The organism is Nocardioides sp. (assembly GCF_004803405.1).
GTDB lineage: Bacteria > Actinomycetota > Actinomycetes > Propionibacteriales > Nocardioidaceae > Nocardioides > Nocardioides vastitatis.
Genome location: NZ_SSXI01000246.1, coordinates 1 through 19,826 on the forward strand (window position 1 = coordinate 1; position 19,826 = coordinate 19,826).

Here is a 19,826-nt window from a genome sequence, read left to right on the forward strand (position 1 = left end):
CAGCGCGGCCATCACCTACGTCGTACTCGCCCTGGCGAGCGGCCTGTTGGTGGCGATGGTGGTCGCCGCCCCGGACGGCGTGATGCAGGCCGCCGCCGGCGTGGCTCTGCTCGGGACGCTCGGCTCCTCGCTGGCCGACGCTCTCGCGGATCCCCGCGAGCGGGAGGCCGCGGCCGCGACGCTGGTCGTCGCGGCGTCGGGCGTGAGCGTGCTCGGCATCGGCGCCGCGTTCTGGGCGTTGCTGGTGGGGCTGGTGCTGCGGGCGTTCCTGCGCCGAGCTCCGGCGAGGTCCCCGGTCAGGACACGGTGAACAGGGTGGACCGCAGCCCCAGGATCGAGCGGAACGACTCACCGGTCGGCGTCGCGGTGTCCTTGGTGCCCTTGATGGTGACCTCGAGCACCCGGCCGCCCCAGCTTCCCCGGCGGTCCCGGTCGCCCGCCGCGACGGTCACGCTCTCCAGGTCCCCGATGCTCGGCCAGGCCCGCTCGATCGCGTCGTCGCTGATCCTCACCGTCCAGCGGGTGGCCGGGTCGAACCGATCCTGACGTGCGGGCAGGTAGGGGAAGCCGCCCTTCACCGTCCAGCCGCCGTTGCTGGAGCCGAACTGGGTGAACGCCGCCCTGCGGCCGTAGGTCCGGATCTCGCCCCGGGTCGCCGCGATCGCGGCGTTCGAGCTCGGGTGCTCGGAGCCGACGCCGCCGTACACCTGCGACCGGGTGGTGTCCCAGACGTCGAAGTACCCGCGATTGGTGGTCTCGCGCTCGTGCACGGCGTAGGTCCGCGCTGCGACGGCCTGCGCCCGGACGGCATGCGGACTCCACGACGCCGGCATCTCGCGCGCCACGACGCCACGGAGGTAGGCCTCGAGCGGCACCACGTTCACCGTGTCGCGACCGGCTCCGGAGCTGGGAACGGCCGAGCGCAGCGAGCCGCGGTAGACCGCGGAGCCGCCGGGGACGTAGAGCCGGATCGGCCGTCCGCCCGCGCGGAACTCGGCCTGCCCGGCGATATCGCGGACCACTCGCCACCGGCCGGTGTGGACCCACAGGCGGCTGCTCCGGTTGCCGGGCAACGGCGTGATCCGCCAGCGCCGGGCGTTGCGCTTCGTCAGGTTCCACACCCGACCGCTCTTCAGGCTGCGCACCGTCAGCGCCGAGCGGTGACGGACCACCACGCCGCTGGTGGTGTCGGCGGTGATCAGCACCTTCAGGCTGCCGCGGGCAGAGCCGACTGCGGTCCCGGGGTAGTAGAACCCGAGGATCTGCCGATGCGTGTGCCCCGCCTCGGCACGCTCCTTGGCGCCGTACTGCGACATGCCCTTGCCGTGGCCGTAGCCGCTGCCGGTGACGGTCACCTCGTCGGGCCCGGCGGCGACGGCCGTGGGCGCGTGGAGGGTGGTCGCGAGCGCGATCAGCAGGGTCCCGAGAATTAGGCGCATCACTCGAGGTTAACCGCCGGTTCCAGGCTCCGGGCGTGATCGCCCTAGGATTCGTGACCATGACCGAGCTCGACAGCACCCAGGCACCGGCCCCGACCAGCCCGGCCGCGGATTCCGAGGGCGCCGCGGCCCGTGCTGTATCGGTACCGGACAGGCCTGCGCTGGAGGGACTCGAGCAGAAGTGGGCCGAGCGGTGGAGGGCCGACGACACCTTCGGGTTCGACCGGAGCCAGCCGCGCGAGAACGTCTACTCGATCGACACGCCGCCGCCGACCGTCAGCGGCAGCCTGCACGTCGGCCACGTCTTCTCCTACACGCACACCGACCTGATCGCCCGCTACCAGCGGATGCAGGGCAAGTCGGTCTTCTACCCGATGGGCTGGGACGACAACGGCCTGCCGACCGAGCGGCGGGTCCAGAACTTCTACGGCGTCCGGTGCGACCCGTCGCTGCCGTACGACCCCGACTTCACCCCGCCCGAGAAGCCGGACCCGAAGCGCCAGGTCCCGATCAGCCGGCCGAACTTCGTCGAGCTGTGCGAGCAGCTGGTCGAGCAGGACGAGCTGGTCTTCGAGTCGCTCTGGCGGACCCTGGGCCTCAGCGTGGACTGGAAGATCAACTACACGACCATCGGCAAGCGGGCGCAGACCGTCAGCCAGCGGGCGTTCCTGCGCAACCTGGCGCGTGGCGAGGCCTATCTCCAGGAGGCCCCGACCCTCTGGGACGTCACCTTCCAGACTGCCGTCGCGCAGGCCGAGCTCGAGGCTCGTGAGTACGCCGGCGCCTACCACCGCGTGGCGTTCCACAAGCCGGGCGGCGGCGCCGTCCACATCGAGACCACGCGCCCCGAGCTGATCCCGTCGGTCGTCGCGCTCATCGCACACCCCGACGACGAGCGCTACCAGCCCCTGTTCGGCACCACCGTCGCCTCCCCCGTGTTCGGCGTCGAGATCCCGGTCGTCGCGCACCCGTCGGCGGAGATGGACAAGGGCGCGGGCATCGCGATGTGCTGCACCTTCGGCGACCTGACCGACGTCCAGTGGTGGCGGGAGCTGCAGCTCCCGGTCCGCACCGTCATCGGTCGCGACGGACGGTTCACCCGCGAGACCCCCGAGTGGCTGTCCGCCGAGCGCGCGTCGGCCGCCTACGAGGACCTCAAGGGCAAGACCGTGCACAGCGCGCGGGAGACGATGGTCGCGAAGCTCCGGGAGTCCGGCGACCTCGACGGGGACCCCAAGCCCACCCAGCGGATGGCGAACTTCTACGAGAAGGGCGACAAGCCCCTCGAGATCGTCTCCACCCGCCAGTGGTACATCCGCAACGGTGGCCGCGACGCGAGGGTGCGCGACCAGATGATCGCCCGCGGCGCGGAGATCGAGTGGCTGCCGCCGCACATGAAGCACCGCTACGACAACTGGGTCGGCGGCCTCAACGGCGACTGGCTGATCTCACGCCAGCGGTTCTTCGGCATCCCGTTCCCGGTCTGGTACCCGCTGGACGAGGAGGGCGAGCCCGACTACGCCCGGCTGCTGCTCCCCGCCGAGGCCGAGCTGCCGGTCGACCCGTCCACCCAGGTCCCCCGGGGGTACACCGAGGACCAGCGCGGCAAGCCGGGCGGTTTCGTCGGCGACCCCGACGTCATGGACACCTGGGCCACCTCGTCCCTGACCCCGCACATCGCGGGCGGCTGGGTCGAGGACGATGACCTGTTCCAGCGGGTGTTCCCCATGGACCTCGCCACCCAGGCGCACGACATCATCCGCACCTGGCTGTTCAGCCGGGTGGTCCGCGCTCACTTCGAGAACGGCGCCGCCCCCTGGTCGCACGCCATGATCTCGGGTTTCATCGTCGACCCCGACCGCAAGAAGATGTCCAAGTCCAAGGGCAACGTGGTCGTGCCCGACGAGATCCTCGGCAAGTACGGCGCCGACGCGGTCCGCTGGCGTGCGGCGATCGCCCGGCCCGGGCTGGACTCGCCGTTCGACGAGACCCAGATGAAGGTCGGCCGGCGGCTGGCGATGAAGGTCCTCAACGCGTCGAAGTTCGTGCTCGGCAGCGTGGGGGCGACCGAGTTCAGCCCCGCCTCCGTCAGCGAGCCCGTCGACACCGCGCTGATCGGCCGGCTCGCGTCGGTCGTGCGCAGGGCGACCGAGGCGTTCGACGCCTACGACTACACGACCGCGCTCGAGGTCACCGAGAAGTTCTTCTGGGAGTTCTGCGACGACTACCTCGAGCTGGTCAAGGAGCGCGCCTACGGCCACGAGGAGCTGGTCTCCGACTCCGCCCGCGCCACCCTCGCGTTCGCCCTCCAGGTGCAGCTGCGGCTGCTGGCGCCGTTCCTGCCCTACGTGACCGAGGAGGTCTGGTCGTGGTGGCAGGAGGGCTCGATCCACCGCGCGCCGTGGCCCACGGTCACCGAGCTCGGCTCCCCCGCCGCGTCCGACGGCACCGCGATCGACTCCGTCGCCGCCGCGCTGGCCGGGATCCGCGGGGCGAAGTCGCAGGCCAAGGTCAACATGAAGACGCCGCTTGCGCGGGTCGAGGTGAGGGGTCCCGGGAAGCTGGTTCGGGACGCCGAGCTGGCCCGGCGCGACCTGGTCGCCGCGGGCAAGATCGTGGGCGACCTGGTCTTCACCGTCGACGACTCCGCGACCGAGCTCGCGGTGACGGCCGAGATCGCCGAGCAGCCCGAGTCCCCGGCCACGCCCAGCGAGTGACACGCCTCCGCGTGGTGGCCGCTGCGGCGGCCGCGCTGTTGGCGACGAGCGCCTGCAGTCCCACCGTGTGGCCCTCGGCCGCCGATCAGGACGAGTTCTGCGACGTCGTCACCGACACCGGCCTGAGCCGCGAGCAGCTCGACGAGCTGCGCTCGCTCGGCACGCCCGCCAACCTCCCGTTCGAGGCCCGGCGCTATCTTCTCGACCTCGACGAGGGCGAGGAGACCGACGCCGCGGACGAGGCGACCTTCCGGGAGTACGTCGACGGGTACTGCCGCTGAGGCGTGGGGCGAACCGCGCGAGCCACGGCTCCACGGTCCCGGCTAGGACCTCGTCCACTGCTGGTTGGTCCCACCGTTGCAGTACCAGACGTCGATGGGTGTCCCGTTGCCCGTGCCGGCGCCGGCGGCGTCGAGGCAGAGCTCAGGATGGCCGACGCTGGTGATCGAGAGGTCGGCATTGAGCTCCCACGCCTGGTGTGCCGCCCCCGTGCAGTCGGTGATGATCACCGGACTTCCCGCACTGGACCCGTCGCCACCGATCGTCATGCACTTGTCGCCGTAGACGGTCAGCTGCTTCTCCGCCGTCCAGTTCCACGACTGGTTGCCACCGGCGTTGCAGTCCCACAGGTTCAGCGCGGTCCCGTTGGTCGTCGAGAAGCCCGGGACGTCGACACACCTGCCACTGCCCACGCCGCGCAGGACCTCGCCCGGCGGTGCCGGCGGCAGGTCGTTGACGGGCTCCTCCTTCAGCAGCCCCCAGCCCCACTGCAGCTGGGCCAGCCCGCTCTCGCTGTTGACCTCGAGGTCGTTCGCCGCGACCTGCGTGGTCATGGAGTAGGCGTCGCCGTTGCGCAGGCCCGGCCAGTAGACGATGCCCATCCGTTGGCTGCGCGCGGTCTCGGTGAGGGCACCCAGGTAGGAGGTGTAGATGTTGCCCTCGTGGTTGCCGTAGTTCAGGCCGGTGGTCATCGGGGAGCCGGCCTCGTCGATGATCGTGCGCCATCCGTAGGGACCGATCCGGGGCAGGAGGTTGGCCCGCCACTCCTCCTCCGTGGTGTGGTCGGCCCAGAAGCCGTAGAAGTGCAACGACAGCAGGGTGCCCCTGAGCTCGGGCGCCGCGCCCACGCCCTTGACGTCGTCGTTGTAGCCCGTGCCGGAGATGACGACGCGTCCGCGGGGGACGTCGTCATGCCGGTCCAGCCATGAGGCGGTGAGCGCGACCCACTCGTCCAGCGGGTAGCCGAACGGCTCGTTCATCGGCTCGAAGTAGACGCGGGGATGGTGGCCGTACCTGGCGACGACGGTCTCCCACATCGCCTCGAACCTCTGCGGGTCGTCCACCCGGCCGTCCTTGGCGTCGTTGGCCTCCCAGTAGCTGAGGATGACCTTGAACCCCTGGTCCACCGAGGCATCGATGGCCGCGCGGTACGACGTCCACCAGTCCGTACCGACGCTCGAGGGATTGATCGGCAGCCGGATCGTGTTGGCCCGCATCTCGTGCCGGAACTCGCTGACGATCGCGGTCGACCTGCGGTACGTCCGGGCGTAGCCGTCGTCCTTGCTCAGCCCCGAGGGGACGACCTCGTCGGCGGCGTAGTTGTCGCGAGGGTCCGCCCAGTTGACGCCCCGGAACTCACGCGTGCCGGGGCGCGGTTTGCTCGCCGGTCCGCTTGCCTTCTCGCCTGCTTCAGGTGCGGCGCTCGTCGCGGTCCCCGGCATGGCGCCGGCGGTCGTCACGGTCACGGCTACGAGCATCGCCAGGATGGTGCGCACCCAGTTCATGTGGTCTCCGAATCCCCGAGGAGTCGAACACGCGCCCCGAGAAGGGCCGTATGTTGACGTAAACAGTCACTGTGGACTGGGAGCGTCTCACCGCGCCTCGCCCAGCGTCAAGGCTGGCCAGGCTGCTGGTCCTCGCCGGCGTCCGCTCGAGCGCGGACCGATCAGGCCGACTTCTTCTTCTTGGTCTCGCGCAGCACCAGCGTGGGCGGGGCGTCGTCGTCGACGGTCTCCCGGGTCACGACGACCTTCTCCACGTCACCGCGGCTGGGCACGTCGTACATCACGTAGAGGAGGACCTCCTCGATGATGGCGCGCAGCCCACGAGCACCGGTGCCGCGCTCGAGCGCCTTGTCGGCGATCCCCTGGATCGCGTCGTCGGTGAACTCCAGCTCGACACCGTCGAGCTCGAAGAGCTTCTTGTACTGCTTGACCAGGGCGTTGCGGGGCTCGGTGAGGATCTGGACCAGCGCCTCCTGGTCGAGCGGGCTGACGCTCGCGATCAACGGGAGCCGGCCGATGAACTCGGGGATCAGGCCGAACTTCGTGAGGTCCTCCGGTCGAACCAGCGACAGCATGTCGTCGGCCTCACGGTCGGCCTTGCCGCGGGGCTCGGCGGTGAAGCCCAGCGACTTCTTGCCGACCCGCTGCTCGATGATGTGCTCGAGCCCGGCGAAGGCACCGCCGACCACGAACAGGATGTTCGTGGTGTCGATCTGGATGAACTCCTGGTGGGGGTGCTTGCGTCCGCCCTGTGGCGGCACCGAGGCGGTCGTGCCCTCGATGATCTTCAGCAGCGCCTGCTGCACGCCCTCGCCGGAGACGTCGCGGGTGATCGAGGGGTTCTCGGCCTTGCGGGCCACCTTGTCGATCTCGTCGATGTAGATGATCCCGGTCTCGGCCTTCTTGACGTCGTAGTCGGCCGCCTGGATCAGCTTGAGGAGGATGTTCTCGACGTCCTCGCCGACGTAGCCGGCCTCCGTCAGCGCCGTGGCGTCGGCGATCGCGAACGGCACGTTGAGCATCCGCGCGAGCGTCTGCGCGAGGTAGGTCTTGCCGCAGCCGGTCGGGCCGATCACCAGGATGTTGGACTTGGCGACCTCGACGACCTCGTCCTTGCTGTGCTTGCCCGAGATCGGCTGCACGCCCGCCTGGACCCGCTTGTAGTGGTTGTAGACCGCGACCGCGAGGGACTTCTTCGCCTGCTCCTGTCCGATGACGTAGGAGTTGAGGAACTCGAAGATCTCCTTCGGCTTGGGCAGCTCCTCGAGGGTGACCTCACTGCCTTCGGCGAGCTCCTCCTCGATGATCTCGTTGCACAGGTCGATGCACTCGTCGCAGATGTAGACACCCGGACCCGCGATGAGCTTCTTCACCTGCTTCTGGCTCTTGCCGCAGAACGAGCACTTCAACAGGTCGCCACCGTCACCGATGCGTGCCACAGGTCCTCCTCACGTATGAACTCCCCGACGGTACCCCGTGCCGCACCCGCTGTGGGGTGTGACACGAGGAGTACGTCGAGGGGCTCATCGGTTGCTGGTCAGGCGAGTGCAGGGGTCTGCTTGAGGGACTCGAGCACCGAGTCGATCAAGCCGTACTCGATCGCCCCCTGAGCGGTCAGGATCTTGTCCCGCTCGATGTCGCGGCTGACCTCCTCGATGGACCGGCCCGAGTGGTCGCTGATCATCTTCTCGAGCATCTCGCGCATGCGCAGGATCTCGTTGGCCTGGATCTCGATGTCCGAGGTCTGGCCGAAGGTGCCCTCGGTGTAGGGCTGGTGGATCAGGATCCGACTGTTGGGCAGCGCCAGGCGCTTGCCCTTCGCGCCCGCGGCCAGCAGCACCGCGGCCGCCGAGGCGGCCTGCCCGATGCACACCGTCTGCACGTCGGGCTTGATGAACTGGATGGTGTCGTAGATCGCGGTGAGCGCCGTGAAGGAGCCACCAGGGCTGTTGATGTAGATGCTGATGTCCTGGTCGGGGTTCATCGACTGGAGGCACAGCAGCTGGGCGATCACCGCGTTGGCGACGTCGTCGGAGATCGGCGTGCCGAGGTAGATGATGCGGTCCTCGAACAGCTTGGCGTACGGGTCGATCCTGCGGAAGCCGTAGGAGGTGCGCTCTTCCCACTGGGGAATGTAGTAGTTCATCTGCTCAGTCCTTCTTGTGGGCCGGACGGCCCTCGCTGGAGGCTTCCTTCGCGCTGGCGATCACCTTGTCGACCAGGCCGTACTCGCGCGCCTCGCCGGCGGTGAACCAGCGGTCGCGGTCTGCATCGGTGGTGACCTGCTCCACGCTCTGGCCGGTGTGCTGCGAGATCAGTTCGAGCAGCACCTTCTTGATGTGCAGCGACTGCTGCGCCTGGATCTTGATGTCGGAGGCGGAGCCGCCCATCCCGGACGACGGCTGGTGCATCATGATCCGCGCGTGGGGCAGTGCGTATCGCTTGCCCTTGGCGCCGGCGCAGAGCAGGAACTGGCCCATCGAGGCGGCCAGGCCCATGCCGACGGTCGCGACGTCGTTGGGGATGTAGTTCATGGTGTCGTAGATCGCCATGCCGGCGTCCACGGAGCCACCCGGGCTGTTGATGTGGAGGAAGATGTCGGCCTCGGGGTCCTCCGCCGACAGCAGCAGCAGCTGCGCGCAGATCGCGTTGGCGTTCTGGTCACGCACCTCGGAGCCGAGGAAGACGATCCGCTCACGGAGCAGCCGGCTGTAGATGTTGTCGTCGAGGAAGTTGATCCCCGACGCGCCGTTCATCTGAGGGCCGCTGTCGGGGCCACCGGGAAACTGAGTCACGCGGGTGACACTAGCCGTCTCCGGAGACAGATCCACGCGATAACCACCCCTGTTCGCCGACAGCGGATTTGCGCACCACGCCGGTCCGGTCAGCCCTCTGCCGCGGCTCTGAGCCCGTCGACCGTGACGGCCATGCCGGCCTCCAGCTCGTCGGCGTGGGATTCGGACCCACCGAGCGCGAGCGACGCGAAGAGCCGGCTCCCCCGGGTGAGCGCCCGCGGCACCGGTCGCCGGTGCACGACGCGGGTCCGGTCCGGCTCGCCGGGGACCGGATCGAGCTCCCAGATCCACTGCGCCCCGCTCGACGGCGTGTCCCACACCAGGCGGCGACCCAAACTGACCTCCGCGACCACCGACCGTGTCGGCCAGAGGACCGCCTTGCGGCGGTTGATGCCGAGGTACCACTGCCCCACGCGGAGACCGCCCGGCTTCAGCGGCATCATCCGCACGGTCTCGGGGCTCCACTCGGCCAGCTGCCGGAAGTCGGTGAGCAGCGCCCACACCCGGTCCGCGGGCGCGTCGATCACGGCCTCGGCGCGCAGCTCCCGTTCGGCCCCCGCGTGCGTCATGGGGACCATGATGGCCCCTGCGGCCGAGGGTCAGAAGGCGGGCAGCCAGAGCGAGATCATCCAGAGGCCGGGTGCGCCGGCAACCACCACGCCGACGATCGCCAGGCCCAGCCCCACCGGACGCCTCGCGAGCGACCAGCCCAGCCCCCCGAACAGCAGGCCCAGCACCCCGGGCAACCCGAGGGCCACGGCGAAGACGTAGCCGATGTCGGCGAGCGGGTCCTCGGAGGTGTCGGCGGCGGTCGCGACGACGAAGAACGTCGCAACCAACAGCTCGAGGACGGCGAGTGCGAGTGCGACGGCCGCGCAGACGACGGCGGCGCGGCGGGTCGGGGCGGTGGTCGTGCTGGTCTCTCCCATGCGTCGAGCCTCGCGGCGCGACGGTGTGGGCGTCGTGAGTAGCCGGGCTCAACCCAGCCAGCGGGCGAGCGCTGCGTGCACCTCGGGGTGGTTGAGCAGACCGAAGTGGTCGGTGCGGCCGACGTGCAGGGTCTCGGCCCCCGGGAACAGGTCGGTGCCGCGACGGTCCCGGCCGACAGCGGAGCGCGGGGTGACGAGGAGGTCGCCGACCACCTGGGCGACAGGGTGCCGCGGCGACCGGGTCAGTGTGGCCGACACCAGCCGGAAGCGGACGTGCGGCAGGGCCGGGACCTCGGCTGCGACTCCTTCACGGAGGTCGCGGATGCCGAGCGACCGACGGTCGAGGATCGCCCCGAAGCCACGCGACTCCGGCATCCGGTTGAGCAGGCGGCTCCCGTGGTGGGCGCTCTTCGCCAGCGGCGCGCCGAGGTGGGGCGTGCCGAGGGTTACCACGTCGGTCACGAGGTCCGTCCAGCCCCGGTCACCCGGCTGATCCGCCTTGACGGCCAGCGCCGTCCGGGAGATCAGGCCGCCGAGGGAGTGGCCGACCAGGGCGATGCGACGCACCTCGGTCGGCCACACGCCGACCAGCCTCTGCAGCAGCGCCGACATCGCCACGCCGTTCTCACGGACACCGAGGCCGGTGTTGGCGCGGAGGTAGACCGGGGTCCATCCCCGCCGGGCCAGGCTCTCGCCGTACGTCGAGCCGGTCGACTGGCGGTGGAGTTTCCAGTAGTCCTCGTTCTCACAGAGCCCGTGCAAGAAGACGACCACCTGCGCCGTGGCGTCGGGGAACGCGGCGCCGACCCCCTCCTCGGTGAGCACGACGTCACGACCCTGGTGCCGTACGCCCGTCTCGATCGCGAGCCGCGGCCGCTCGCGACGCAGCTCCTCGCCGATCAGCCCGTTGACGGCGGCGCTCACGAACCGACCCCTCGGGCGGTCCTCCAGGCGTGGGCCGACACCCGTCTCGGCGAGCCGGTCGAGCCCCAGGCTGGCGCCGCGCAGGGTCAGGCCGAGCGCGCCGTAGACAGCGGTCGCGATGCCGCGGTGGATGGCCTCGGTCGACCCTCCCGCAGGACCGAGGCCCTTCCGGACCACGCCGTAGGCCCGGTCCACGACCGCGGTGTGGGTCTCGCGTGCGGTCGTGACGACGAGGTCGTCGGCAACGGCAGCCAGCAGCGCCAGCGCCTCGATGACGGTCGGCTCCTGCTTCACGACACGACCCTAGCGCCTCAGTGAACAGGTGTTCACTATTCGGGGTCGCGGCGTGGCGCGAGCGCGACGGACGTCACATCGTGCTGAAGGTCAGTCCTCGTCGGCGATCAGCTCGGCCGGCGCGTTCACCGGCGCCTCAGCGTCGTCGTCGGCGGGCTCGTCCTCACCGATCGAGCCGTCGCCCCGCAGGTTCTTCAGCTCCACCTGGTTGCCGGAGGCGTCCTTGACGGTCGCCCCCTCGACGAGCTGCTGGAGCGCCTTGCCGCGACGGATCTCCTGAACCATGTCGGGCACGTGGTTGTGCTCGAACATGTGGTTCACGAACTCCTGCGGGTCCTGGCCGGACTGCTGGGCGCGACGGATCATGTGCTGGGTCAGCTCGGACTGGTCGACGCCCATCTCCTCCTTGTCCGCGATCTCGTCGAGCAGGAACTGCGCGGCGATCGCGTCGCGGACGCGGCGGTCGAGGTCGGCCTCGAACTCCTCCTGGGTCTGGCCCTCGTCCTCGAGGTACTTCTCCAGCGGCATGCCGGCCATCGCGAGCTGCTGCTCGACGTTGGCCCGGCGTGCGTTGAGCTCCTCGGTGACCATGGTCTCCGGCAGCGGAATGTCGACCTTCTCCAGCAGCGACTCGAGGACGGCGTCCCGAGCGGCCGCAGCCTGCTCGAGCCGCTTGCCGCGGGTGAGCCGCTCGCGGACATCGGCGCGCAGCTCCTCGAGGGTGTCGAACTCCGAGGCCTCCTGCGCGAAGTCGTCGTCGAGCTCGGGGAGCTCCTGCTCCTGGACCTGCTTGACCTTGACCTTGACGTCGACGTCCTGGCCGACCAGGTCGCCGCTGACGAGCTGGGTGGTGAAGGTCTTCTCCTCGTCCACCGAGGCGCCGGCGAGGGCGTCGTCGAGGCCCTCGATCATGCCGCCGCTGCCGACCTTGTAGGAGAAGTCGCTGATCTCGGCGCCGTTGACGACCTCGCCGTCCTTGGTCGCGACCAGGTCGATGACCACGAAGTCGCCGTCCTGCGCGGGGCGCTCGACGTCGATCAGGGTGCCGAACCGCTCACGCAGCGCGTCGAGCTGCTCGTCGACGTCGGCGTCGGTCACCTCGATGTCCTCGACGGTCGCCTCGAGGCCGTCGTACGCCGGGAGCTCGATCTCGGGCTTGATGTCGACCTCGGCGGTGAACTCCAGGCCCTCGTTGTCCTCGAACTTCGTGACCTCGATGTCCGGCTGCGCCAGCGGGGTCAGGGAGTTCTCGGTCAGCGCCTCGACATAGGCCTTCGGCAGGACCTCGTTGACGGCCTCGTCCAGCACCACACCGCGACCGACCTGGCGGTCGATGACCTGCGGCGGGACCTTGCCACGACGGAAACCGGGAACGTTGATCTGCTTCGCGATCTTCTGGTACGCCGCGTCGAGGCTCGGCTTGAGCTCCTCGAAGGGCACCTCGATGGTCAGCTTGGCCCGGGTCGGGCTCAAGGTCTCGACGGCGCTCTTCACAGGTGTTCTCCTACTAGTCGATGGTGATCATGCGTCGGGGCGACAGGACTCGAACCTGCGGTCTCCTGCTCCCAAAGCAGGCGCGCTAGCCACTACGCTACGCCCCGTTGAAACGGCCTTTCGGCCGTGCTCCGAGGGGATGACGGGAATCGAACCCGCGTAGCCAGTTTGGAAGACTGGGGCTCTACCATTGAGCTACATCCCCGCGCCTCTCGTCGCGCTCTGGGCACGCCGAATTGCGGTGTCATCGTGCCACATGACGGTCCCCCCTCCCCAACCGAGGCCGCCTGTCGAGCGTGCCGGGTCGCTCCTAGGGCCGCCGGTGGACGATCAGCAGTGCCCGGTCGTCGTCGGGCGAGCCCACCACCGCGACCAGCCGGTTGGCCAGGCCGTCCCACGAGTGCCGCAGCAGCCCCTCGGCCGCACCCAGCATGTGGTCGATGCCTAGCTCGATGTCGCGCCGCGGCACCTCGACCATCCCGTCGGTGTAGAGCAGCAGGCTGTCCCCCGGGGCGAGCCGGCCGACGTAGGACTCGTAGTCGACGTCCTCGACGATCCCGAGCACCGGGCCGTTGGTGCGGATCGGCTGCCAGCGCCCGGAGCCCGCGTATCGCTGGACCGGCGGCGGGTGGCCAGCGCCGCGGAGCTCGTACTCCCCGGTGACCAGGTCGAGAGAGACGTGGACGGCGGTCGCGAAGCCCTCGTCCCACGCGCGCTGGAGCAGGTAGTCGTTGGCCGCCGGGAGGAACCTCGCCGGCGGGAGGGCGCCGAGCAGGCCGCCCATGGCACCCGAGAGCTGCAGGGCGCGGGTGCCCGCGGCCTCTCCCTTGCCGGAGACGTCCACGACCGCGAGCTCGAGGTGCGTGCCCTGGTTCCGGGTCGTCGCCACGACGAAGTCGCCGGCGAAGGGGGACCCGCCCGCCGACGAGAGGGCCGACTCGACCATCCAGCCCGACGGCAGCGGAGGCATCGCACCCTGGGCGAGGATGCGGTCGCGCAGGTCGACCAGCATCGACTCCCGCCGCCGGCTGCCGATGCCGACCGGGCTGCGAGAGACGCTGATGGCCAGGACGATCACGCACAGCAGCGCGAGGATGACCAGCGCCGCCGTCGTGCGGCCCGTGAACGCCGGCTCCTTGATCGCCGCGACCAGCGTGGCGCCCCCGACCAGGAGGGCCAGCAGCGTCAGCCGCCGCGGCGAGAGGGTCAGCGCTGCCAGCAACAGCGGGACGTTCAGGCTCGTGAACGGCACCCGGCCGGGCGCGACCACGAATCCGACGGTCAGCGCGACGACCAGCAGGGCGAGCAGGGTGAGGGTCACGCGTTCGACGTTCTCGGGGCTGATCCTCCGCAGTCGCGTCACGGGGTCACTCCGGCCTGCCGCCGCGGGAGCGACCGGCCCTCGATCGGAAGACCGGCTGGCACCGGGGGCACCAGAACAGGTTGCGCCCGCCCAGGACCTGGGTCCGCACGGCGCCGCCGCAGACGTGGCACGCCTGGCCGGTACGGCGGTAGACGTAGACCTCTCCGCCGTGGTCGTCGACCCGCGGCGGACGCCCCATCGTCTCGGGCGTGTGCTCGGGCCGGACGGTGTCGATCCGTCCGGTGCGCACCCCCTCCGCCATCAGCACGACCAGATCGTGCCAGATCGAGCGCCACTGCGCGGCCCGAAGCGTCCGCCCGGGCCGGAGCGGGTGGATCCGGTGCCGGAACAGCACCTCGGCGCGGTAGACGTTGCCCACGCCCGCCAGCACGGTCTGGTCCATCAGCAGGGTGCCGATGGGCGACGCGCTGCGGCTGATCCGCGCCCACGCACGGTCGGGGTCGGCATCGGCGCGGAGCGGGTCCGGCCCGGAGCGCGCCACCACGGCGTCGCGCTCCGCCCGGGTCACCAGGGCACAGGTGGTCGCGCCGCGCAGGTCGGCGTAGGCCGCAGGGCGGTCCTCACGCGGCGAACGCACCAGCCGCAGCCGCACCTGGCCGACCGGCGGCGGCACGTCGGGCGTGTCGTCGTGCACGTCGAAGGTGCCGTAGAGGCCGAGGTGCACCTGGATGAACCGCTCCGCCTCGAACCGGATGAACAGCTGCTTGCCCCACGCATCCGCGTCGAGCAGCCGCGTGCCGTCGAGCTGCTCTGCGCCGGCCGCGAACCGGCCCTGCGGGCTCCCCACCCGCACCAGCTCGTCGGCGAAGACCTTCGTGACGTGGTCCGCGAGACGGTGGAGGGTGTGCCCCTCAGGCATCGCCCTGCTGATCGGCGGCGCCACCCAGGGCGGAGGGCGGGAGCGGCGGCAGCTCGCCGGTGGTCTCGTACGACGCCAGCTGGCCGATGCGCCGTACGTGGCGCTCGTCCCCGGGGAACGGCGTGCTCAAGAAGACCTCCACCAGGCGGGTCATCTCCTCGAGCGTGTGCATGCGCCCGCCCACGGCGACCACCCACGCGTCGTTGTGCTCGCGAGCGAGGGTCGCGGTCTCCTCCGACCAGGCGAGCGCGGCGCGGACGCCTTTCACCTTGTTGGCGGCGATCTGCTCACCGTTGCCGGAGCCGCCGATCACGACGCCGAGGCTGTCGAGGCCGGCGTCACGGTCGGCGACGACGCCCTCCGCCGCCCGCAGGCAGAACACGGGGTAGTCGTCGAGGGCGTCGTAGACGAAGGGGCCGTGGTCGACCGGCTCGTAGCCGTGCTCGGTCAGCCAGGTGACGAGGTGGGCCTTCAGCTCCAGGCCGGCGTGGTCGCAGCCGAGGTGGACGCGCATGTCGTAGGTGTGCCTTTCGGGTGTGCTGGGAGTGGTGGCTCAGGCGCGGTGCAGGCGTCGCGCGGCCTCGGCGATCGACCCGCTGATCGAGGGGTAGACCGTGAACACCTGGGCGAGCTGGTCGGCCGTCATCCGCTCGGTGACGGCGATCGCGACCGGGTGGATCAGCTCGGAGGCCCGGGGGCCGACGACGACACCGCCGAGCACGCTGCGGGACGCCGGGTTGACGAAGAGCTTCACGAACCCGTCGTGGATGCCCTGCATCTTGGCGCGCGCGTTGGTGGCGAGCGGCTGGACGACCACCTCGGCGGAGACCTGGCCGGCGTCCACCTGCTGCTGGGTGACGCCCACGGTCGCGATCTCCGGCGAGGTGAAGACGTTGGACGAGACCTCGGCCAGGTCGAGCGGCTGCACCGCGTCGCCGAGGAAGTGCCACATCGCGATCCGGCCCTGCATGGCGGCGACCGAGGCGAGCATGAGGACGCCCGTGCAGTCGCCGGCGGCGTAGACACCGCGGGCGGAGGTGCGGGAGACCCGGTCGACCCCGACGAACCCGCCCTCGTCCAGCGCGACGCCGGCCTCCTCGAGCCCCAGCCCGGCCGTGTTGGGGACCGAGCCGAGCGCGAGGATGCAGTGGGAGCCCTGGACCCGACGGCCGTCGGAGAGCGCCACGGTGACCACGTCGCCGTCGCGGGTCACCGACTGCATGCGGGACTGGGAGAGCACTGCCATGCCGCGGCGCTTGAGCACGTCCTCGAGCACCTGCGCGGCATCCGCGTCCTCCCCCGGCAGCACTCGCTCGCGGGAGGAGACCAGGGTGACCGGGATCCCGAGGGACTGGTAGGCGCTGGCGAACTCGGCGCCGGTGACGCCCGAGCCGACCACGATCATGTGCTCCGGGGTCTGGTCGAGGTCGTAGACCTGCTCCCAGGTCAGGATCCGCTCGCCATCGGGTATGGCCGTGGGAAGCGTCCGCGGTGCGGCCCCGGTGGCGACCAGGATCGCGTCGGCGTCGTAGGTCTGCTCGGTGCCGTCGGCCAGCGCGGCGACGACGCGACCCGGACCCTCGAGGCGGCCGCGACCGTGGACCACCGTCACGCCCTCCCGGTCGAGCCGGCCCTCGATGTCGGCGGACTGCGCGAGCGCGAGGCGCTTCACCCGCTGGTTGACCCGGTGCAGATCGACACCGGGGCGGTCGACGATGATGCCGAGCTCGCCGGCCTCGCTGAGGTCGGTCATCACCTCGGCCGTCGCGATCAGCGTCTTGCTCGGCACGCAGTCGGTCAGCACGGCCGAGCCGCCCACGCCGTCGGAGTCCACGACCACGACCTCGGCGCCCAGCTGCGCCGCGACCAGGGCCGACTCGTACCCGCCGGGTCCCCCGCCGACGATCACCACGCGCGCCACGGCCGGCCTCCTCAGAGGTTGATCATGTGACCGGCGATGCCGTGGATGGCTTCCTTCATCGCCTCCGACAGGGTCGGGTGGGCGAAGACGTTGCGGCCGACCTCGTCAGCGGTCAGGTCCCACTGCTGCGCCAGCGTCAGCACCGGCAGGAGCTCGGTCACCTCGGGCCCGATCATGTGGGCACCGAGGATCTCGTTGTGCTCGGCGTCGGCGACGACCTTCACGAAGCCCACGCCGTCCGCCATGCCGCGGGCCTTGCCGTTGGCCGAGAAGGGGAACGAGGAGGTCTTGACGTCGAAGCCCTTCTCCTTGGCCTGGGCCTCGGTGTACCCGAACGACGCGATCTGGGGCTGGCAGAACGTCGCCCGCGGGATCATGTCGAAGTCCAGCTCCATGGTCTCGGCGCCACCGATCGTCTCGGCGGCGATCACGCCCATCGCCTCGGCGGTGTGCGCGAGCATGAGCTTGCCGGTGCAGTCACCGATCGCATAGACGCCCTCGACGTTCGTCCGGCCGCGGCCGTCGACCGCGATCGCGCCGCGCTCGGTCAGCGCCACCCCGGTGGACTCCAGGCCGTAGCCCTCCACGCGCGGCGCGAAGCCGAACGCGGCCAGGAACTTGTCGGCCTCCAGCACCTGCTCGTCGCCGCCGTCCGCGGGAGCCACGGTCACCTTGACGCCGGAGCCGGTGTCCTCGACCCCCTTGACCGCGGTGGACAGCAGGACCTTCACGCCCAGCTTCTTGTACTGGCGCATCAGCTCCTTGGACACGTCGGCGTCCTCGGTCGGCACCATCCGGTCGAGGAACTCCACGATCGTGACGTCGACACCGAAGTTCTTCATCACGTAGGCGAACTCGACGCCGATCGCGCCCGAGCCGCCGATGATCATCGACCCCGGGAGGTTGTCGTCGAGGATCTGCTCCTCGTAGGTGACGACGTTCCGGGAGAGGGTGACCCCCGGGACCAGCCGCACCGTGGCGCCGGTGGCGATGATCAGGTTGTCGCACGTGTGCGCGGTGACGTCGCCGTTGGCGTCCGCGACGTCGACGGACTTCGGGCCGGTGAGCGTGCCCCAGCCGTCGATCTCGGTGATCTTGTTCTTCTTCATCAGGTAGTGGACGCCCTTGGCGCTCGCCTCGGCGACGCCGCGGCTGCGCTTGTGCGTCACCCCGTAGTCCATCACCGCGTCGCCCGAGATCCCGAAGGTGCTCTTCTCGTGCGTGATGATGTGCGCGATCTCCGCGTTGCGCAGCAGGGCCTTGGAGGGGATGCAGCCGACGTTCAGGCAGACACCGCCCCAGTACTGCTTCTCGATCACAGCGACGGACTTGCCGAGCTGTGCGGCGCGGATCGCGGCGACGTACCCACCGGGGCCGGCACCGAGGACGAGGACATCGAAGTGGCTCACGGGCGTCAGCCTAGTTCTCCGCCGGGGGGGACGGGCAGCGCGGGGTCCTTGTGTCGTGCGTCTCCTTCGGGGCAGAGTGCAGCCGTACTCCGCTCCGGCCGCGCACGGGCGCCGCCGATCCCCCAACCAAGGAGATGCTTCACCGATGTCTCGGATTCTCGGATACGTGCTTGCCTGCGTGGTCGCAGTGGCGAGCACGGCCCTGTTCCCCGTTCCGTCCGCCCAGGCCGGCCCGAGCGCCAGCTCCGGCTCCCTGCTGGACGTGATCGTCACGCTCGAGCCGACCGCCGATCCGGCAGCCGTGTCCGACGCCCTCGTCACGCAGCAGGGCGGGACCGTCACCCACGTCTACGAGCACGCCCTCAACGGCTTCGCGGCGACCCTCACCGACGCCCTGCTGGTGACCCTGCGCGGCGACGCCCGTGTCGCGTCGATCGAGATGGACCGGACGGTCCGCGCCAGCGACACCCAGAGCCCGACCCCGAGCTGGGGCCTGGACCGCGTCGACCAGCGCAACCTGCCGCTGAACAACGCCTACACCTACAGCAGCACCGGCGCGGGCGTCGACGTGTACGTCGTCGACACCGGCATCCTCACCACCCACCCGGACTTCGGCGGTCGAGCCGTGCACGGCACCGACACCGTCGACGGGGACAGCAACGCCACCGACTGCAACGGGCACGGCACACACGTCGCCGGCACCGTCGGCGGCACCGACTACGGCATGGCCAAGCAGACGCGACTGGTCGCCGTCCGGGTGCTCGACTGCGCCGGCTCCGGCACCACGTCCGGCGTCATCGCCGGGCTCGACTGGGTCGCCGCGAACCACCAGGCGGGCCGCCCGGCGGTCGCCAACATGAGCCTGGGCGGTGGCGCGTCGAGCGCTCTCGACGCCGCGGTGCGCCGCGTGATCAGCGACGGCGTCTCGATGGCCGTCGCGGCCGGCAACGAGAACACCGACGCGTGCACGAAGTCGCCGGCCCGGGTCGGCGAGGCGCTGACGGTCGCCGCCAGCGACCGCAACGACGCCCGCGCCAGCTTCTCCAACCGCGGGACCTGCGTCGACCTGTTCGCGCCCGGCGTCGACATCACCTCGGCGTGGCTGAGCAACGGCACGAGCACCATCAGCGGCACCTCGATGGCCTCCCCGCACGTGGCGGCCGCCGCAGCGCTCTACCTGCAGTCGAACCCGACTGCCTCTCCGAGCGCGGTGAGCACGGCGATCCTGGGATCGACGACGAAGGACAAGATCAGCAACACCGAGCGCACCTGCCTGCTCATCCTGTGCCAGCCGGCGACGCCGAACAACGACCTGCTCTACACCGGCCCCTGATCCCTGCGGCGTACGACGTCACGGAGGCTGCGCCGCGAGCGCGGAGAGCCTCGAAGCCACTAGCCTGTCGGCCGTGACGTCGTACGCCGCCTACGGGACCAACCTCGATCCCGCGCGCATGGGCGAGCGGTGCCCCCACTCACCCCTGCAGACCACCGGCTGGCTGACCGGCTGGCGGCTCACCTTCGGCGGTGAGGAGCACGGGTGGGACGGCGCGCTGGCGACGATCGTCCAGGACCCGCTGGAGCAGGTCTTCGTCGCCGTGTACGACGTCAGCCCCCTCGACGAGCCGAGCCTGGACCAGTGGGAGTCGGCCGACTCCGGGCTCTACCGCAAGACCAAGGTCCGCGTCTCGACGATGGTCGGCGAGGTGGTGGCGTGGACCTACGTGCTCGACGCGTACGAGGGCGGGCTCCCCTCGGCGTCGTACCTCGGCGTGCTCTCGGCCGCGGCCGAGTCGGCGGACGCACCGGCGGACTACGTGGCCGCGCTGCGCGCCCGCCCCTGCCGTTCCATCGGCTGAGCGTGACCACCACCGCCTGGC

19 protein-coding genes and 2 tRNA genes are annotated in these 19,826 nt (G+C 70.5%); 5 read left to right on the forward strand and 16 right to left on the reverse strand.

Annotated elements, in window-relative coordinates; all coding sequences use genetic code 11:
* On the forward strand, positions 1–310 hold a 310-nt coding region (locus E7Z54_RS17855; RefSeq protein ID WP_206056371.1), incomplete at its 5' end, for a benzoate/H(+) symporter BenE family transporter.
* Here the strand turns inward: E7Z54_RS17855 and E7Z54_RS17860 are convergent.
* On the reverse strand, positions 297–1,439 hold the full coding sequence (locus E7Z54_RS17860) for a SpoIID/LytB domain-containing protein (RefSeq protein WP_136436020.1): 1,143 nt from the start codon (positions 1,437–1,439) through the stop codon (positions 297–299). The genes E7Z54_RS17855 and E7Z54_RS17860 overlap by 14 nt on opposite strands.
* A gap of 59 nt (positions 1,440–1,498) precedes the next feature.
* Here E7Z54_RS17860 and valS point away from each other — a divergent pair, with 59 nt between their 5' ends.
* Both valS and E7Z54_RS17870 read left to right on the forward strand, forming a co-directional pair.
* Positions 1,499–4,156, forward strand: coding sequence for a valine--tRNA ligase (gene valS / locus E7Z54_RS17865; RefSeq protein WP_136436022.1), 2,658 nt, complete (start codon positions 1,499–1,501; stop codon positions 4,154–4,156).
* On the forward strand, positions 4,153–4,437 hold the full coding sequence (locus E7Z54_RS17870; RefSeq protein ID WP_136436024.1) for a hypothetical protein: 285 nt from the start codon (positions 4,153–4,155) through the stop codon (positions 4,435–4,437). The genes valS and E7Z54_RS17870 overlap by 4 nt, the downstream gene beginning before the upstream one ends.
* 42 nt (positions 4,438–4,479) lie before the next feature.
* Here the strand turns inward: E7Z54_RS17870 and E7Z54_RS17875 are convergent, their stop codons facing one another.
* The 15 genes from E7Z54_RS17875 to lpdA form a co-directional block, all read right to left on the reverse strand.
* The gene (locus E7Z54_RS17875; protein WP_136436026.1) at positions 4,480–5,940 is read right to left on the reverse strand and encodes a ricin-type beta-trefoil lectin domain protein; all 1,461 of its coding nucleotides are present in this window, start codon (positions 5,938–5,940) and stop codon (positions 4,480–4,482) included.
* A gap of 161 nt (positions 5,941–6,101) precedes the next feature.
* Positions 6,102–7,379 carry an ATP-dependent Clp protease ATP-binding subunit ClpX gene (gene clpX, locus E7Z54_RS17880; RefSeq protein WP_136436028.1) on the reverse strand — a complete coding sequence of 426 codons (1,278 nt, stop codon included), beginning with the start codon at positions 7,377–7,379 and terminating at the stop codon, positions 6,102–6,104.
* Between the two features lie 98 nt (positions 7,380–7,477).
* Positions 7,478–8,086: an ATP-dependent Clp protease proteolytic subunit gene (locus E7Z54_RS17885; protein WP_136436030.1), complete on the reverse strand. Its 609-nt coding sequence runs from the start codon at positions 8,084–8,086 to the stop codon at positions 7,478–7,480.
* A 4-nt stretch (positions 8,087–8,090) separates the two neighbouring features.
* Positions 8,091–8,696 (reverse strand): ATP-dependent Clp protease proteolytic subunit, encoded by a 606-nt coding sequence (locus E7Z54_RS17890; RefSeq protein WP_136436057.1) that lies wholly within the window; start codon positions 8,694–8,696, stop codon positions 8,091–8,093.
* 128 nt (positions 8,697–8,824) lie between these two features.
* Positions 8,825–9,304, reverse strand: coding sequence for an SRPBCC family protein (locus E7Z54_RS17895; RefSeq protein ID WP_168798403.1), 480 nt, complete (start codon positions 9,302–9,304; stop codon positions 8,825–8,827).
* A 30-nt stretch (positions 9,305–9,334) separates the two neighbouring features.
* Positions 9,335–9,664: a hypothetical protein gene (locus E7Z54_RS17900; RefSeq protein WP_136436034.1), complete on the reverse strand. Its 330-nt coding sequence runs from the start codon at positions 9,662–9,664 to the stop codon at positions 9,335–9,337.
* A gap of 48 nt (positions 9,665–9,712) precedes the next feature.
* Positions 9,713–10,882 (reverse strand): esterase/lipase family protein, encoded by a 1,170-nt coding sequence (locus E7Z54_RS17905; protein ID WP_136436036.1) that lies wholly within the window; start codon positions 10,880–10,882, stop codon positions 9,713–9,715.
* 90 nt (positions 10,883–10,972) lie between these two features.
* A complete protein-coding gene (gene tig / locus E7Z54_RS17910; protein ID WP_136436038.1) occupies positions 10,973–12,376 on the reverse strand; it encodes a trigger factor in 1,404 nt (467 codons plus the stop codon).
* Positions 12,377–12,410: 34 nt separating this feature from the next.
* Positions 12,411–12,483, reverse strand: a tRNA-Pro gene (locus E7Z54_RS17915).
* 27 nt (positions 12,484–12,510) lie between these two features.
* Positions 12,511–12,581 (reverse strand) — tRNA-Gly (locus E7Z54_RS17920).
* Between the two features lie 105 nt (positions 12,582–12,686).
* Positions 12,687–13,739 (reverse strand): PP2C family protein-serine/threonine phosphatase, encoded by a 1,053-nt coding sequence (locus E7Z54_RS17925; protein WP_136436039.1) that lies wholly within the window; start codon positions 13,737–13,739, stop codon positions 12,687–12,689.
* 4 nt (positions 13,740–13,743) lie between these two features.
* Positions 13,744–14,619 carry an Fpg/Nei family DNA glycosylase gene (locus tag E7Z54_RS17930; protein ID WP_136436041.1) on the reverse strand — a complete coding sequence of 292 codons (876 nt, stop codon included), beginning with the start codon at positions 14,617–14,619 and terminating at the stop codon, positions 13,744–13,746.
* Positions 14,612–15,133 (reverse strand): ribose-5-phosphate isomerase, encoded by a 522-nt coding sequence (locus tag E7Z54_RS17935; RefSeq protein ID WP_136436043.1) that lies wholly within the window; start codon positions 15,131–15,133, stop codon positions 14,612–14,614. Before E7Z54_RS17935 ends, E7Z54_RS17930 begins: the two co-directional genes overlap by 8 nt.
* Positions 15,134–15,172: 39 nt before the next feature.
* Entirely contained in the window at positions 15,173–16,540 is a 1,368-nt protein-coding gene (locus E7Z54_RS17940) for an NAD(P)H-quinone dehydrogenase (RefSeq protein ID WP_136436045.1), read from the reverse strand.
* Positions 16,541–16,551: 11 nt separating this feature from the next.
* Entirely contained in the window at positions 16,552–17,949 is a 1,398-nt protein-coding gene (gene lpdA / locus E7Z54_RS17945; protein ID WP_136436047.1) for a dihydrolipoyl dehydrogenase, read from the reverse strand.
* Positions 17,950–18,094: 145 nt separating this feature from the next.
* Between lpdA and E7Z54_RS17950 the strand changes: the two genes are divergently transcribed.
* Both E7Z54_RS17950 and E7Z54_RS17955 read left to right on the forward strand, forming a co-directional pair.
* Entirely contained in the window at positions 18,095–19,282 is a 1,188-nt protein-coding gene (locus E7Z54_RS17950) for a S8 family peptidase (protein ID WP_136436049.1), read from the forward strand.
* A gap of 73 nt (positions 19,283–19,355) precedes the next feature.
* Positions 19,356–19,805: a gamma-glutamylcyclotransferase family protein gene (locus tag E7Z54_RS17955; RefSeq protein ID WP_136436050.1), complete on the forward strand. Its 450-nt coding sequence runs from the start codon at positions 19,356–19,358 to the stop codon at positions 19,803–19,805.
* Positions 19,806–19,826: the final 21 nt, after the last annotated feature.